Consider the following 16631-nt stretch of genomic DNA (forward strand, 5'->3'; position numbering starts at 1 on the left):
ACGAGTCAACTCACCGATGAGAGAGTCCGCCGTTTCCCGCCGCCCGTTCTGGCTGGCGCTCGTGCTGAGCCTTTTGCTGCTTGCTGTGCTGCTCTACTACTGGTATCGCCCCTCCGCCGATACCGAATCCACCCCTGGGCCACGCGGTGCTGGTGCGACGATGACCAGTTCGGTCTCGACCATGCCGGCGAACCGCAGGGATTTCCCGGTCCACGTATCGGCACTCGGCACCGTCGCCTCGCTCGCAAACGTCTCACTGCGGCCTCGCGTCGAGGGCACCCTGGAATCGATCGAGCTGGAGGAAGGCGAGCGGGTCAGCCGCGGCCAGGTGGTCGCCCGCATCGACGACCGCAGCTATCGCGCGGCGCTCGCCCAGGCTCGCGGCCAGCTGGCGCAGGACGAAGCCCAGCTGGCCACCGCCGAAGCCGATCTGGCTCGCTACCAGCGTCTCGGCAGCAGCAGCGCGATCGCCATCCAGGAGCTCGATACCCAGCGACAGCTGGTGCGCCAGTACCAGGGCATGGTCGCCGCCGACCGTGCTGCGGTCGAAAGCGCCGAGGTCGATCTCAGCTACACGGTGCTCACCTCACCGGTCGACGGCGTGGTCGGCATTCGCAACGTCGATCCCGGCAACCTGGTGTCGAGCGGCGACACCGATCCGATCCTGACCATCACCCAGCTCGACCCGATCTCGGTGATCTTCTCGCTGCCTTCCCAGTACCGGGCCGAAATCGCCAGCCAGCTGGCCACCGGCATGCAGGTGGATATCTACACCAGCGGCGAGCGCCAGCACCTCGCCAGCGGCCAGCTCTCGAGCCTCGACAGCACGATCGACGTCGAGACCGGTACCCTGCGCATGCGCGCGCGATTCGACAATCCCAACGCCATGCTCTATCCGAACCAGTTCGTCAACGTGAGGCTGCAACTGGAGGTGCTGCCGGATGCGGTGGTGATCCCGGAAACCGCGCTGCAAACCGCCCAGGACGGACTCTTCGTCTACGTCGTCGACGACAACCAGCGGGTCGAGCGGCGGGCGGTGACGATGGCCGCCAGCGGCTCGAGCTCAGTCGCTATCGCCAGCGGCCTCGAGCCGGGCGAACAGGTAGTGGTCGACGGTGTCGACCGGCTGCGCACCGGCATGCAGGTCGAGGTGGTCAGCCATAGCCTGCCCGGCGAGCAGCCGGGCACGCAGCGCGCTTCTGGAGATGGCAGCGCCTCATGAACCCGTCGCGCCCATTCATCCTCCGCCCGGTCGCCACTTCGCTGGTGATGCTGGCGATCCTGATCGCCGGCGTCCTCGGCTACCGGATGCTGCCCGTGGCCTCGCTGCCGGAGGTGGATTTCCCGACCATCCAGGTCACCACCCTCTATCCCGGCGCAGGCCCGCAGGTGATGCTCTCCAACGTCACCGCGCCGCTCGAGGACCAGCTCGGCGAGATCGCCGGGCTCGAGGACATGAAATCGACCAGCACCGGCGGTGCGTCGATTGTTACCCTGCGCTTCGCCCTCGACGCCGATCTCGGCGTCGCCGAGCAGGAAGTCCAGGCCGCGATCAATCAGGCCGAGTCGCTGCTGCCTTCCGACCTGCCGATGCCGCCGAGCTATCGCAAGGTCAACCCCGCCGACAGCCCGATCCTGACCCTCGCGGTCACTTCCGATTCACTGCCGCTGACCCGCCTCTACGATCTGATCGACACCCGCATCGCCCAGCGCCTCAGCCAGGTGCAGGGAGTCGGCCTGGTCAGCCTAGAAGGGGGCAACAAGCCGGCGGTGAGGGTCAAGGTCGACCCCCGCAAGCTCGCCGCTTTCGGTCTCGACCTTGAGAGCCTGCGCCAGGCGATCGATGCGGCCAACGTCAACCTCGCCAAGGGCAGCCTGTATGGGGCCTATCGCACCTTGAGCATCGACGCCAACGACCAGCTCACCTCGGCGCAGGAATATCGCGAGCTGATCCTCAAGTACGCCAACGGCGCGGCGGTGAGACTCTCGGACGTCGCCGAGGTGAGTGAAGGGGCCGAGAACGCCTATCTCTCCGCCTGGGCCAACGACCGCCAGGCGCTGATCCTCAACGTTCAGCGCCAGCCCGGCGCCAACGTCATCGATGTGGTCGATGCGATCAATGCGCAGCTGCCTGCCCTGCGCGAGCAGCTACCCTCGAGCGTCGAGCTCGAGGTGTTGAGCGATCGCACCGAGACCATCCGCGCCTCGATCCATGACGTCCAGTTCGAACTGATGCTGGCGATCTCCCTGGTGGTGATGGTCACCTTCCTGTTCCTGCGCAACCTCCGCGCCACCTTCATCCCCAGCCTCTCGGTGCCGCTGACCCTGGTCGGTACCTTCGGAGTGATGTACCTGGCCGGGTTCAGCGTCAACAACCTCACCCTGATGGCGTTGACCATCGCCACCGGTTTCGTGATCGACGACGCCATCGTGGTGCTGGAGAACATCGTCCGCCATCTCGAGCGCGGCAAGCCGCCGCTGCGCGCGGCGCTCGAGGGGTCGCGCCAGATAGTGTTCACCGTGATCTCGCTGACCATCTCGCTGATCGCGGTACTGATCCCGCTGCTGTTCATGGAGGACGTGGTCGGCCGCCTGTTCCGGGAATTCGCCCTGACCCTGACCATCGCGATCCTGATCTCGGCGTTCGTCTCGCTGACCCTGACCCCGATGCTCTGCGCCAAGCTCTTGAGTTCGGTACCCGAGGAGCAGCGCGAGGCGTTCGAGCCGGGCCATCGCCCGGGGCTGTTCGGTGGTCTCGAGCGCGGCTACTCGCACGCACTCGACTGGGTGCTGCGTCACCAGCCGCTGACGCTCGCAGTGGCGATCGCGGCCTTCGGGGTCACCGCGCTGCTCTACATGCATATCTCCAAAGGGCTGCTGCCGCGCCAGGACACCGGTCTTCTACAGGGCATCACCGACGCGAGCCAGAGCACCTCGTTCGAGGCGATGGCCGCACGCCAGCGGATGATCGAGCGGATCGTGCTCGCCGACCCGGCGGTGGAGAACGTCACTTCGATCATCGGCATCGACGGCACCAACGCGACGCTGAACTCCGGGCGGCTATCGATCACGCTGAAACCGATCGGCAGTCGTGATTCGGCCGACACGGTGGTCGCGAGGCTCGAACAGAAGAGCCGCAGCGTCGCCGGCATCAGCCTCTATCTCCAGCCGGTCCAGGAACTGGTGCTGGAAGACAGGGTCAGCCGCCAGCAGTACCAGATGAGCCTCACCCATCCGGATCGCGCGATCCTCGACCGAGAAGTGGAAGCGCTGCTCAACCGGCTCAACGAGCACCAGGCGATCGATGTCGCCACCAGCGACGTGCAGAACCAGGGCTCGGAGCTCTACCTGAGCGTCGACCGCGATACCGCGAGCCGCCTGGGCATCTCGATGAACGACATCGATGCGACGCTCTACAACGCCTTCGGCCAGCGGCTGGTCTCGACCATCTTCAGCCAGTCGACCCAGTATCGCGTGGTACTCGGCCTGGAAGATCGCTTCCAGGATGGGCCGCAGGCGCTCGAGCGGCTATACGTCAGCGCCTCCAGCGGTGCGCTGGTGCCGTTGACCAGCCTGGTCGAGATCGAACGTCGGAGCACGGCGCTGTCACTCTCGCGCGAGAACCAGCTGCCCTCGGCGCTGATCTCGTTCGACGTCGCGCCGGGCTACTCGCTCTCCGATGCCTTCAGCGCCATCGACCAGGCGAGCGAAGAGGCCCATTTGGACACCGACACGGTGCGCGAGTACCAGGGCGCAGCCTTGATCTATTCCCACTCGAACACCAGTACCCTGTGGCTGGTGCTGGCCGCAGTGGTCGCCGCCTACATCGTGCTCGGCGTGCTCTACGAGAGCTACATCCACCCGCTGACCATTCTCTCCACCCTGCCATCGGCTGCGATCGGCGCGCTGTTGGCGCTGATGGTCGGCGGACTCGAGCTCGGCATGGTCGGCATCGTCGGCGTGATCCTGCTGATCGGGATCGTGAAGAAGAATGCGATCATGATGATCGACTTCGCCCTCGACGCGCAGCGCAACGAGGGCCTGGTACCGTTCGACGCGATCTCGCGCGCCGCCCGGCTGCGTTTCCGCCCGATCATGATGACCACTTTCGCCGCGCTGCTCGGCGCGCTGCCATTGATGTTCGCCTCCGGCTACGGCGCCGAACTGCGCAAGCCGCTCGGCTTCGCACTGGTCGGCGGCCTGGCGCTGAGCCAGCTGCTCACCCTGTTCACCATCCCGGTGATCTATCTCTACTTCGAGCGGCTCTCGGCGCGCTGGCAGCGCTTCGTCGATAGAAAGCTGCCGCCGGCCGCAGAGGAAAGGCCGTGAGCCTGTCGACGCCGTTCATCCATCGCCCGATCGCCACGACGCTGCTCGCCGTGGCGCTGGTGCTGGTCGGTGCGATCGCCTGGCTGCGGCTACCGGTGGCGGCGCTACCGGACATGTCGATGCCGACGATCACGGTCCAGGCGAGCCTCTCGGGGGCGAACCCCGAGACCATGGCCTCGACCGTGGCGACCCCGCTCGAACGCGCGCTCGGCCAGATCGCGGGGATCAACCAGATCACCTCGACCAGCGCCCAGGGCTCGACCCGGATAGTGATCCAGTTCAACCTCGAAAAAGACATCAACGAAGCGGCGCGCGAAGTCCAGGCGGCAATCAACAGCGCCCAAGCGCTGCTGCCCACCGCGATGACCAGACGCCCCACCTACCAGAAGGTCAATCCGGCCGACTCGCCGCTGCTGATCATCGCGCTGAGCTCGCCCAGGCTTTCACAGGGCGAGCTCTACGATCTCGCCGACAGAGTGGTTTCACCGCGCATCCTGCGCGTCCCCGGCGTGGGCTCGATCAACGTAGGCGGCAGTTCGTCACCGGCGGTGCGGGTCGCCCTCGATCCGCGCGCGCTCGAGCACGCCGGCATCTCGCTCGACGCGGTGCGCGCAGCGATCGACGACGCCAACTCGAACCAGCCCAAAGGCAGCTTGCGCGATGGTGACATCACCCACGAGATCGACGTCGACAGCCAGCTGTTCGATGCCAGCGGCTATCGCGCCCTGGTGGTCGCCACCAGCGAGGACGGGCGGCAGATCACCCGCCTCGGCGACGTCGCCAACGTCTCCGACGGCGTCGAGAACCCCTACAGCGTAGGCTTTTTCAACCAGCAGCCGGCGGTGATCCTGGTGGTACGCCCGAGCGCCTCGGCCAACATCGTCGAGACGGTCGAACGGATCCGCGAGCAGCTGCCAGCGATCAACGCCCTGCTGCCCTCCGAGGCCCAGCTCGACATCACCCTCGACCGCTCGCCGGGCATCCGCGCCTCTCTCTCCGAAACCCAGGCGACCCTGCTGCTCGGCATCCTGCTGGTGGTCGGGGTGATCTTCGTGTTCCTGCGCTCGGTACGCGCCACCCTGATCCCAAGCGTCGTCATTCCAGTGACGCTGATCGGTACTTTCGCGGTGCTCCATCTCTTCGGCCTGAGCCTCAACACCATGACCCTGATGGCGCTGATCGTCTCGATCGGCTTCGTCGTCGACGACGCCATCGTCGTGGTCGAGAACATCGCCCGGCATATCGAGCGCGGCACGCCACCGATCCAGGCCGCGATCGACGGCAGCCGGGAGATGAGCTTCACCATCATGTCGATGAGCATCTCGCTGGTCGCGGTACTGGTGCCGCTGCTGCTGATCCAGGGCCTGATCGGCAGGCTGTTCAGCGCCTTCTCGATCGCCCTGGCCGCGAGCATCCTGATCTCGATGCTGGTCTCGCTGACGCTCACACCGATGCTCTGCGCGCGCACCTTCGCCGTCGCCGGACGCCGCGAACATCCACGCTGGCAGCGGATGATCGGCCGCTTCGGCAGCCGCATACAAAACGGCTACGCCAGCACGCTCGCCGCCGCCCTCGCCCACCCCAGGCTGACGTTGCTCTCGCTGTTCGCGGTGATCGCGCTCAACGGCTATCTCTACACCACCATTCCGAAGTCGTTCATTCCAGAGCAGGACAGCGGTCGGATCCTGACTGCGGTACGCGCCGACCAGAACCTCGGTTTCGAGGCGATGCGCAGCAAGTTCGAGCAGATCCGCAGCGTACTGCTCGACGATGCCAGGGTCGAAAGCGTGGTTGGTTTCGTCAGCGCCGGTGGCAACGATGGCGGCACCTCGGCATTCATGTCGATCTCGCTCAAGGAGAACCGCGACGCCGACACCCAGACGGTCGCCAACCAGCTCAGTGCCCAACTCGGCCACTTCGCCGGCCTCCAGGTGTTCATGTTCGGCGCCCAGGACATCCGGGTCGGAGGCCGCTCCGGCGGCGGCCAGTACGAGCTGACCCTGCGTGGCGACAACCTCGAAAGGCTCGAGCACTACGCCAACCAGGTCACCCAGGCGCTACAGGAAGTGCCCGAAATCACCGGAGTGAACAGCGACCAGCGTACCCAGGGACAATCGCTGCTGGTGGAGGTCGACCGCGATCTCGCCAGCCGCCTCGGGGTCGACATGCGCACCGTCGACACCATGCTGCAGAACGCCTTCGCCCAGCGCCAGGTATCGAGCGTCTACCAGGGCAGCCAGCAGTACTACGTGGTGATGGAGGTGAAAGAGATGTTCCGGGACTCGCCCACCGCGCTGGACCAGCTCCACGTCATCGATGGGGAGGGAAGGCTGATCCCGCTGTCCGCGTTCGCCCGCATCGAGCGCTCGGTGATGCCGGTGCAGGTCAATCACCAAGGACAGTTCGCGGCGACCACGGTGTCGTTCAACCTCGCCGACGATGTCGCCCTCAGCGACGCGGTGAGCGCGATCCAGGCGCGGCTCGACCGGATGGCACTGCCCAACGACATCATGACCAGCTTCGAGGGCAACGCGGCGAGCTTCCAGCAGGGCGTGGGGATGATGCCATGGCTGATCGTCGGCGCCCTGGTCGCGGTCTACCTCGTGCTGGGCATGCTCTACGAGAGCTACGTGCATCCCCTGACGATCCTTTCCACCCTGCCCTCGGCCGGGGTCGGCGCACTGCTCGCGCTCAAGCTGCTCAACGAACCATTCTCGCTGATCGCGCTGATCGGGGTGATCCTGCTGATCGGGGTAGTGAAGAAGAATGCGATACTGCTGGTCGATTTCGCCCTGGAGGCCGAGCGGCACCAGGGGCTCACCCCGACCGAGGCGATCACCCAGGCCGCGCTGGTACGCTTTCGCCCGATCATGATGACGACGCTCGCGGCGATTCTCGGTGCCGTTCCGCTGCTGGTGGGTACCGACGAAAACGCCCAGCTGCGCGCGCCGCTGGGCATCACCATCGTCGGTGGACTGATCGTAAGCCAAGCGTTGACGCTCTACACCACGCCGGTGGTCTATCTCTACTTCGATCGCCTGCGTGGATACTTCCTGCGCCGCACGCAGCGCGAGGCCAGCGCTTGAGCGCGGCCCTCGCGGGCGCGGCTCAGCAGTAGTCGGGAAAGCGGGCGAGGCCGTCGACGAAATCGTGCTTGTAGCGGTCGAAGCGCGCCGGGTCGTTCTTGAACGTACGGATGATCGCCGCCTCGTCGATCTCGACCAGGCTGTCGAGCTGCTCCAGCGAGCCTGCCTGGGAGCGCGCGTTGACACCGACCCTGCGCCCTTTGACCGCGGGATCGTCGAACCAGCGGGTGAAACCGAAGGTGGCGAAGAACGCCTCCCGGCGCGGTTCGTCGACCGTCACCCGCATCGCGGCGCTTGCCGCCAACCGTTCGACCAACTCGCGTCCATGGCCGCGCCCGCGCAGCGGCCTGGGCGTAGCGAGCAGCGCCAGCGCAAGCCCCTTGCCCTGCTCCTCCAGCACCAGCATCGCTACCGAGCGCAGCCGGTCCCCCTCCGCCAGCGCCACCACCCGCGCCGCCAGGTTGGGCAGCAGCGCGCCCACCGCGGCGGCATAGGTGACCAGCGGGGCGAGCCCTGCATCGTGGCCATAGACCTCGGCGCACATCATCGCCACGCAGTCGTCGCGACGCTGCCCTGCTTCCACTTCGATCATTCTCATCGTCTTTCCTTCGTCCTCCGGGCGCCCCGGTCGGGTTCGCGATGAGCGGACTCGGCGTCCGCTTCCGGGCGGCGCAGCCGCGATTGCAACCCGCCCCGATCGCCCCCATAGTGTGTATCCTGCGAAGATTCCCCAGGAGCCGCGATGCTACTGCCACGTCTGATCGCCCACCGCGGCTATGCCGCCCGGGCCCCGGAAAACACTCTTGCCGCCATCCACGCCGCCGCGGATGCCGGTATTACCTGGGTCGAGCTCGACGTCCAGTGTCTCGCCGATGGCACGCCGGTGATCTGGCACGACGCCCATATGGCCCGCTGCAGCAATGGCCGCGCCCATCTCGCCCAGCTGACCCTCGAGGAAGCGCGGCGTTTCGACGTCGGCAGTTGGTTCGACGCCAAGTTCGCCGGCGAGCGGATCGCCACGCTCGAGGAAGCGCTCGAAGCGGTGGAGAGCAGAGGTCTCGGCCTCAACCTCGAGCTCAAGGTCTGCACCGCGCGCGATCCGATTCGCCTCACCGAGCGAGTCCTGCCGGTGCTCGAAGGCGTACTGCCCGCCGAACGGCTGCTGGTCTCGAGTTTCAGCCAGGAGGCGCTCTACCGCGCCCGCCGGTTGGATCACGAGCTCCACCTGGGCATCCTCTACGATGAGAAGGTGCCACGGGTGTGGAAGTGGGACGCCGAGCGAATCGGGGCGGTGAGCGTGCATGCCAACTGGGAGCACCTCAACCCCGACCGGATGAGCGACATCAAGAACGCCGGGCTCAACGTGGTCTGCTACACGATCAACGATCCACAAGCGTTCCAGAGCTGGTGGGATCGCGGCGTCGACGCGGTGATCTCCGACGACCCGCTGCTGTTCGAACAGTTCGAGCAGCAGCGCGAGCGCTACCAGGCCCAGCTGCACGAACTCGAGGCGCGCTGCCCGACCACGGTGAAGAAGGCCTGAGCCTCGCCGAGAGTCTCACGAATGCCCCGCCGTAAAGCGGGGCATCGTTCGTTCTGGGCTCACCACAGGCTCAGCGATCAGAAGAACAGCCGGCGCAGCCCCTCACCAGGATCGCTCTCGCGCATGAACCGCTCGCCGACCAAAAACGCCTGGATCTGCGCCGCGCGCAGCCGTTCGACATCCTCTCGGCTCATCACCCCGGACTCGGTGACCACGGTCACCCCTTCGGGCACCTTCGGCAGCAGCCGGAAAGTGACATCGAGGTTGGTCTCGAAGGTGCGCAAGTCGCGATTGTTGATCCCGACCAGGTCCAGGTCGAGCGCCAATGCACGGTCGAGCTCCTCGCCGTCGTGCACTTCGACCAGCACGTCCAGCCCGAGCGACACCGCGCGCTGGTGCAGCGCACGAAGCTGATCGTCTCCGAGCGCGGCGACGATCAGCAGTACGCAGTCCGCCCCCAGCGCCCTGGCTTCGAACAGCTGATACTCATCGATCACGAAATCCTTGCGCAGTACCGGCAGAGCGCAGGCGCCACGCGCCTCGATCAGCGCCTGGTCACTGCCCTGGAAGAAGTCGACATCGGTGAGCACCGAAAGACAGGCCGCACCGCCCGCCTCGTAGCTGCGCGCGATCTGAACCGGATCGAAATCCTCGCGAATCACCCCCTTGGAGGGAGAGGCCTTCTTGACCTCGGCGATCACCGCAGGCTCGCCGCGCGCGATCCGCGCCCTGAGGGCACGATTGAAGCCTCGCGGGGCGCTGGCATCCGGCAGTTCGGACTCGATAGCGGCCAGCGGACGCAGGGCGCGACGCGCCTCGATCTCCTCGCGCTTGCGCGCGAGGATGCGACTCAACACAGTGGGTAGTCCACTCATCGTCTCGGTTCCCGAAGACTCGTATGGCTGAAAACTCGGCCGGCCCGAAGCACGTTCTACTCAGGCGCCGGCGGCGAAACGCTGGGTGAAAGCGGCGAGCTCGCGCAGCTTGTCGAGCGCGCCGAGCCCTGCCAGCGTGCGCTTGGCCAGCGCAACGCCCTCCTCCAGCGACCCAGCGCGGCCGGCGACGTAGAGCGCGGCACCTGCATTGAGCGCGACCATGTCGCGGGCGGGGCCGGGCTCGTCGTTGAGCGCCGACTCGACCAGCGCGAGGCTCTGCGCGGTGCCGTCGACCTTCAGCGGGCCGAGCGGCTGGCGCTCGATCCCGAACTGCTCGGGGGTGATCCGGTACTCACGAATCTCGCCATCCTTGAGTTCGCAGACGCTGGTCGGCACCGCCAGCGAGATCTCGTCGAGTCCGTCCTCGGCGTGGACCACCAGCGTGTGGACGCTGCCGAGCTGGCGAAAGGCATCGGCGACCACCGGTGCCAGCGCACGCTCGTAGACGCCGATCAGCTGGCGGCGCACGCCGGCTGGATTGGTCAGCGGCCCGAGGATGTTGAAGATTGTCCGCACCCCCAGGTCGCGACGCGGCCCGATCGCATAGCGCATCGCCTTGTGATGGACCGGCGCGAACATGAAGCCGACCCCGACCTCCTCGATGCACTTCGCCACCTGCTCGGCGTCGAGATCGAGATGCAGTCCGGCCGCATCGAGCAGATCAGCGCTGCCCGAGGAAGAGGAGACCCCGCGATTGCCATGCTTGGCCACCGTGGCGCCGGCGGCGGCGACGACGAAGCTCGCCGCGGTGGAAACGTTGAACAGGTTGGCGCCATCGCCTCCGGTTCCGACGATATCGACCAGGTGGTCTGCGCTCACCTCGACCTTGAGCATCAGCTCACGCATCACCTGGGCGGCAGCGGTGATCTCCACACTGCTCTCGCCCTTGATCGCCAGCGCCGTGAGCAGCGCGCCTATCTGCGCCTCGCTCGCCTCACCGGTCATGATCGCGCTCATTACCGCGTGCATCTGCGAGTAGTCGAGATCACGACCCTGGATCAGCGCCTTGAGCGCCTCGCGGATGTTCATCTTGTCGCTATCTCCGCCTGGGAAGGATTGTCGCGGCGAACGCGCAAGCGCCGCCTGGTCTTGGTTCGGCCACCGATCAGGCCGAAGTCCGCTCGATACTCGGCGCGCTGCGTGTCGGCGCGCGCCGAAGGAGAAAGTTGTTCAACAGCTGATGGCCCTGGCGCGAGAGAATCGACTCCGGATGGAACTGTACCCCCTCGATCTCAAGCGTCTTGTGGCGAAGCCCCATGATCAGGCCGGGAGTGACATCGTCATCGACGGTCAGCGCGGTGACCTCGAGGCAGTCGGGCAGGCTCTCGGCCTCGACCACCAGCGAGTGATAGCGCGTCACCTCGAGCGGGTCGTCGAGCCCTTCGAACACTCCCTCGCCGCGATGGCTGACCAGCGAAGTCTTGCCGTGCATCACCAATGGGGCCCGTACCACCTTGCCGCCGAACACCTGGCCGATCGCCTGATGGCCGAGGCAGACGCCGAGGATCGGCACCCGTCCGGCGAAACGACGAATCAGCTCCATCGAGATACCCGCCTCGTTCGGCGTACAGGGACCGGGAGAGATCACCAGGTGAGTGAAATCGAGCGCTTCGATCTCATCCAGCGTCAGCGCATCGTTGCGAATCGTATGCACCTCGGCGCCCAGCTCGCCCAGGTACTGGACGATGTTGAAGGTGAAGCTGTCGTAGTTATCGATCATCAGGACTTTCACGGCGTCTGCTCCCGTGGTGGCTGGTTTCGAGCACCAGTATGGCGGCGATACCGCCGCGTGCTCGGTTTGGACTCCGACCCCTGGCAACCGCCGTCTGCTCTGTGACGGCATCGTACCAGAACCCGGCCCCGCGAGGGGCGTCCGCTGACCCGCCGACCGACAGACATGAAGATGCCGCCTCGGCGGGCGGCATCTTCATCGAACGCAAGACGAACGAAGGTGCCGCGCTCAGGGAGCGCGCCACCAGATCCGGAACTTGGTTTCATTCATCGAAGTATTCATGGATTCGATCATGCAACGGGCGGGCACCAGCGTCAAGCGCCACTCTGGACGCAAGCGAGCGACTAGCTGGCACCGAAACCCTGCACCACCTCGCCGACGCCGTTGATCGCGAACTGCACGCCCATCCCGATCAGCAGGAAGCCGACCACCCGCGAGACGGCGTCGATGCCCGACTCGCCGAGCAGCTTCATGATCAGGTTGGCGCTGCGCAACGCGATCCAGAAGATCAGCGCGATCAGGATCGCATTGCTGACCACCACCAGATGGATCACCAGCGGGATACCGCCTTGCTGGTCCAGGCTCGCGGCGGCGCTGATGATCAGCGCGATGGTGCCGGGCCCGGCCGTCCCGGGCAATGCCAGTGGCACGAAGGAGATGTCGCGGATATGCGGCTTGCGCTTCTCCTCCTCGCTGAGCATGGCCTGCTGCGCCTCGGACTCGGACGGCTGGGTGCTGGGGAACAGCATGGTGAAGCCGATGTAGGTGATGATCAGTCCTCCGGCGATACGCAGGCCCGGGATCGAGATACCGAAGGCGCTCATGATCGCGCTGCCGCCGTAGAAGGAGATCAAAAGGATCGCGGCGACGTAGAGGGTCGCCTTGAGGATCTGCCGGTTGCGTTCGGCGCGGCTCAGCTCGCTCCCCAGCGCGAGCAGCAGGGTAACGCTGGTCAGCGGGTTGGCCACCGGCAGCAGCGCCAGAAGTCCCAGCAGCAGATAGTGGAAGTAGTCGTCCATTGGCTACCTCGCGGCACCCTTCGGGCGCCGCGTCGAGTGTCGATCGTGGAGTCAGTCGAGGTTGTCGAGCCCTTTCTCGGCCATCGCCGCGGCACGGAACAGCGCGCGACGCTTGTTCAGCGTCTCCTGCCATTCGGCATCGGGATCGGAGTCGGCGACGATCCCGCCACCGGCCTGGACATGGAGCTGCCCGTCCTTGATCACCCCGGTGCGGATCGCGATCGCAGTGTCCATGTTCCCCTGCCAGGAGAGATAGCCCACCGCGCCGGAATAGATGCTGCGCTTGACCGGCTCGATCTCGTCGATCACCTCGAGCGCGCGCACCTTGGCCGCCCCCGAGACGGTACCGGCGGGGAAGGTCGCGCGCAGCACATCGATCGGCCCGAGTCCGGGCTTGAGCTGCCCGGTGACGTTGGAGACGATGTGCATCACATGAGAGTAGCGTTCGATGGTCATCTTGTCGGTGAGCTGGACGCTGCCATCGACGCTGATCCGACCGACATCGTTGCGGCCGAGATCGATCAGCATCACGTGCTCCGCGCGCTCCTTCGGGTCGCTGAGCAGCTCCTGCTCCAGCGCCTTGTCCTCTTCCTCGGTGCGCCCCCGGTGGCGGGTACCGGCGATCGGCCGCAGGGTCACTTCGCCCTCCTCGAGCCGGGCGAGGATCTCCGGCGAGGCGCCGACCACGTGGTGATCGTCGAGATTGAAGAAGAACATGTAGGGAGAGGGATTGAGCGTGCGCAGCGCGCGATAGAAGTCGAGCGGCGCGGCATCGAAGCGAGTGCTCATCCGCTGGGAAGGCACGCACTGCATCAGGTCGCCCGAGACTACGTAGCGCTTGATCGTCTCCACCGCGTCCTTGTAGCCCTGCTCGGTGAAGCTGGCGAAGAAGTCGTTTTCGTTGATCTCTCGTCCGGTGCCGGGGCTGCGCAGATCGGCCACGCCCGAACGCAATCGCTGCTCGAGCAGCTCGATTCGCTCATGAGCGCGCTCCAGCGCGCGCGGCTCGGCGGGATCGGCGTGGGTTTGGAGGATCAGCCGACCCGAGAGGTTGTCGAACACCAGCACTTCTTCGGCGACCAGCAGCAGGATGTCCGGCACGTCGATCGGGTCGGGCTTGACCACGCCGCGCAGCTTGGGCTCGATGTAGCGCACCGTATCGAAGCCGAAATAGCCGACCAGGCCGCCACTGAAGATCGCCTTGCTCTCAGGCTGGGGCGCCTTGAACCGGCGGCGGAACAGGTCGATCCACTCGAGCGGGTCTTCCACCTCGGTAGCGCCGACCACATCGCCGTCGAGATAGTGGCGCACGGTGAAGCCGCGCACCTCGATGCGCTCCCGGCAAGGCAGGCCGATGATCGAGTAGCGGCCCCACTTCTCGCCGCCCTGCACCGATTCGAGCAGGAAACTCCACGGCGCGTCGGCGAGCTTGAGGTAAGTGGACAGCGGAGTGTCCAGGTCGGCGAGGATCTCGCGCGACACGGGAATGCGGTTGTAGCCTTCCTCGCCGAGCTGGGCGAAGCGTTCGGGGGTCATCATGCGTGGGGTCTCGTCACGGATGGTTGGGGGCACGGCGAAGCGCCGGATCGACTCTAGCGGGTTCGCCACTCACCATCGCAAGCGGCTGACCTCGCGCATCAGCAGATGCGCTGCGTGCACCTTGGGCATCGAATCAATCATCCGTCGGGCGAGCCCACGCGGCGCGGGCTCGAAAATGAGGGTGAAGGCCTCAAAACCTAAACGAGTTGATCGAGCGATTCAACCATCCAATCCGGCCGACTGGCCTCCACCGGCTCGCCATGATTGTAGCCATAGGGCACGGCCAAGGTTCTGATTCCCGCGCGCTTACCGGCCTCGACGTCATTACGCGAGTCTCCCACCATCAGCGCCTGAGCAGGGGCGATATCCAACGTCGCGCACAGATGGAGCAGCGGCGCCGGGTGGGGTTTCTTCTCCGCCAGGGCGTCGCCGCCGAGGGTCAGAGAGAAGAAATCATCGATAGCGAATGTCTCGAGGATCGGCGCAATGAAGGCCCCCGGCTTGTTGGTCACGATCGCCTGGCGGATGCCGCGCACTCGCTGCGCCTCGAGACACGCCCTCACCCCCGGGTAGAGCCGGGTGTTCACGCAGACGCGCTCCCCGTAGCAGGCAGTGAAACGGGCAAGCTGCGACCCGAGCATCGCCTCGACCTCGGGCTGGGTGAATCCGGCATCTACCAGCGCGCGACGCACCAGCATCCGAGTGCCATTGCCGATCCAGCGCGCCGCCTTGGCCTCGCCAGGCGGAGGCAACCCGGCCAGCTCGAAGCTGCGATCGAGCGCACAGGCCAGATCCGGCAGCGAATCGACCAGGGTACCGTCGAGGTCGTAAATCACCAGTGTCGTGCCATTCAGGGCTGGGTGCATCGGCAGTCCTCCTCGCTGCGACTCGATGCGGAACATCGAATGATACGCAAACTCCTAGTATTCTTGCCCACTTATGTCCGCTCACCAAGCCCCTGAGCAAACGCGGACAGGCTACGAGGGCAGTGTGTCGAAAGGGATCAACGGGCGCCATGCAGCGATCGATTCCTTTCGACACCCTGATAGAATGCAAACCCTTATCATTTGAACCTAGGAGTTCCCATGTCCCTACCACGTATCGTGGTGGTTGGCGGCGGCGCCGGCGGCATCGAGCTGGTCACCCGTCTCGGGCGCAAGCTCGGCAAACGCCGCAAGGCGGAGATCGTATTGGTCGATCGCAACCCGACCCACATCTGGAAACCACTGCTCCACGAAGTCGCCGTCGGCGCGATCGACACCGACATGGACCAAGTCTCTTACCAGAGCCATTCCCGCGCCAACGGCTATCGCTTCCAGCTCGGAAGCCTGAGCGGGCTGGATCGCCAGCGCCAGCGCCTGACCCTGGCCCCGATCGAGGACGAGCGCGGCCGCGTGCTGCTCTCCGAGCGAACCCTCGACTACGACTACCTGGTCCTCGCGGTCGGCAGCGTGTCGAACGATTTCGGCACGCCAGGGGTCAAGGAAAACTGCTTCTTCCTCGACAGCCCCCAGCAGGCGGAGAACTTCCGTCGCGCCATGCTCGACACCTTCCTGCGCTACAGCGGCATGCATACCGACGAAGACAAGGACCTGACCATCGCGATCGTCGGCGCCGGCGCCACCGGGGTCGAGCTCTCCGCCGAGCTCTTCAACGCCATCGAGATGCTCAACGCCTACAACGCAACCGACCTTCCACGCAGCCGGTTGAAGGTCCACCTGATCGAGGCCGCCGAGCGGATCCTGCCGGTACTCAGCGAGCGGATCAGCTCGAGCGTGCGTCGCCAGCTCGAAGCGCTCGGAGTCAAGATCCATACCTCCACCCAAGTCAGCCGCGCCGACGAGCACGGCTTCGAAACCGCCGACGGCCAGCGCATCGATGCCGACCTGACCGTATGGGCCGCAGGGGTGCGCGGCCCTGAGCTGCTGTCGACGCTCGGCCTCTCGACCCGCCCCAATCACCAGATCAAGGTCGAGTCGAGCATGGTCAGCATCGACGACCCGAGAATCTTCGCGATCGGCGACTGCGCCGCCTGCCCCCAGCCGAACGACAAGCTCGTTCCTCCGCGCGCCCAGGCCGCGCACCAGATGTCGAGCCACCTCGCCCGCGGCCTGCAGGGCCTGCTGGAAGGACGCGAGCTCAAGCCCTTCGAGTATCGCGACATGGGTTCGCTGGTCTCGCTGTCGCGCTTCCAGGCGGTGGGCAGCCTGATGCGCGGCGCTTCGGCACGCGGGCTGTTCGTCGAAGGTTGGCTGGCGAAGATCTCCTACGCCTCGCTCTACCGGATGCACCAGCTGGCGATCTACGGCGCGCCGAGGACCGCAGCGAAAATCCTGGTAGACCGCCTCAACCGCTGGCTGCGCCCGCGGCTCAAGCTGCACTGAGCGAAGACCACCGCCGGCCCAAGGGGCCGGCGTGGCCCGGCTGGCGCGCGTCCATGTCGGCGCC

At 65.9% G+C, this 16631-nt stretch carries 12 protein-coding genes; 5 read left to right on the forward strand and 7 right to left on the reverse strand.

Features of this window, described 5'->3' with window-relative positions:
* Window positions 1-16 precede the first annotated feature (16 nt).
* From Q376_RS23680 to Q376_RS0119685, 3 genes are read left to right on the forward strand one after another with little or no spacing between them, the layout of a single operon-like run.
* Window positions 17-1222 (forward strand): efflux RND transporter periplasmic adaptor subunit, encoded by a 1206-nt coding sequence (locus Q376_RS23680; protein WP_043449015.1) that lies wholly within the window; start codon window positions 17-19, stop codon window positions 1220-1222.
* Entirely contained in the window at window positions 1219-4329 is a 3111-nt protein-coding gene (locus Q376_RS0119680; protein ID WP_027351743.1) for a multidrug efflux RND transporter permease subunit, read from the forward strand. The genes Q376_RS23680 and Q376_RS0119680 overlap by 4 nt, the downstream gene beginning before the upstream one ends.
* Complete coding sequence (locus Q376_RS0119685; RefSeq protein WP_027351744.1) at window positions 4326-7415, forward strand: efflux RND transporter permease subunit; 3090 nt, start codon at window positions 4326-4328, stop codon at window positions 7413-7415. The genes Q376_RS0119680 and Q376_RS0119685 overlap by 4 nt, the downstream gene beginning before the upstream one ends.
* Window positions 7416-7437: 22 nt before the next feature.
* Here the strand turns inward: Q376_RS0119685 and Q376_RS0119690 are convergent, their stop codons facing one another.
* Window positions 7438-8013 carry a hypothetical protein gene (locus tag Q376_RS0119690; RefSeq protein WP_027351745.1) on the reverse strand — a complete coding sequence of 192 codons (576 nt, stop codon included), beginning with the start codon at window positions 8011-8013 and terminating at the stop codon, window positions 7438-7440.
* A 144-nt stretch (window positions 8014-8157) separates the two neighbouring features.
* Between Q376_RS0119690 and Q376_RS23685 the strand changes: the two genes are divergently transcribed.
* Window positions 8158-8958 (forward strand): glycerophosphodiester phosphodiesterase family protein, encoded by an 801-nt coding sequence (locus tag Q376_RS23685; RefSeq protein WP_081803672.1) that lies wholly within the window; start codon window positions 8158-8160, stop codon window positions 8956-8958.
* 77 nt (window positions 8959-9035) lie between these two features.
* Here Q376_RS23685 and trpC read toward each other — a convergent pair whose 3' ends face one another.
* The 6 genes from trpC to Q376_RS0119725 all read right to left on the reverse strand — a co-directional run bounded on the left by trpC (window position 9036) and on the right by Q376_RS0119725 (window position 15049).
* The gene (trpC, locus tag Q376_RS0119700; RefSeq protein WP_027351746.1) at window positions 9036-9833 is read right to left on the reverse strand and encodes an indole-3-glycerol phosphate synthase TrpC; all 798 of its coding nucleotides are present in this window, start codon (window positions 9831-9833) and stop codon (window positions 9036-9038) included.
* Window positions 9834-9893: 60 nt separating this feature from the next.
* Window positions 9894-10922 carry an anthranilate phosphoribosyltransferase gene (gene trpD, locus Q376_RS0119705; RefSeq protein WP_027351747.1) on the reverse strand — a complete coding sequence of 343 codons (1029 nt, stop codon included), beginning with the start codon at window positions 10920-10922 and terminating at the stop codon, window positions 9894-9896.
* A gap of 76 nt (window positions 10923-10998) precedes the next feature.
* Window positions 10999-11625 (reverse strand): aminodeoxychorismate/anthranilate synthase component II, encoded by a 627-nt coding sequence (locus tag Q376_RS23690; RefSeq protein ID WP_052365568.1) that lies wholly within the window; start codon window positions 11623-11625, stop codon window positions 10999-11001.
* A 344-nt stretch (window positions 11626-11969) separates the two neighbouring features.
* Window positions 11970-12644, reverse strand: coding sequence for a MarC family NAAT transporter (locus Q376_RS0119715; RefSeq protein WP_027351748.1), 675 nt, complete (start codon window positions 12642-12644; stop codon window positions 11970-11972).
* Between the two features lie 51 nt (window positions 12645-12695).
* Window positions 12696-14180 (reverse strand): anthranilate synthase component I, encoded by a 1485-nt coding sequence (trpE, locus tag Q376_RS0119720; protein WP_043449061.1) that lies wholly within the window; start codon window positions 14178-14180, stop codon window positions 12696-12698.
* A 200-nt stretch (window positions 14181-14380) separates the two neighbouring features.
* Window positions 14381-15049: a phosphoglycolate phosphatase gene (locus tag Q376_RS0119725; protein WP_027351750.1), complete on the reverse strand. Its 669-nt coding sequence runs from the start codon at window positions 15047-15049 to the stop codon at window positions 14381-14383.
* Between the two features lie 219 nt (window positions 15050-15268).
* Here Q376_RS0119725 and Q376_RS0119730 point away from each other — a divergent pair, with 219 nt between their 5' ends.
* On the forward strand, window positions 15269-16567 hold the full coding sequence (locus tag Q376_RS0119730; RefSeq protein WP_027351751.1) for an NAD(P)/FAD-dependent oxidoreductase: 1299 nt from the start codon (window positions 15269-15271) through the stop codon (window positions 16565-16567).
* Window positions 16568-16631: the final 64 nt, after the last annotated feature.

This window comes from Halotalea alkalilenta DSM 17697 (genome assembly GCF_000621205.1).
Classification (GTDB): Bacteria; Pseudomonadota; Gammaproteobacteria; order Pseudomonadales; family Halomonadaceae; genus Halotalea; species Halotalea alkalilenta.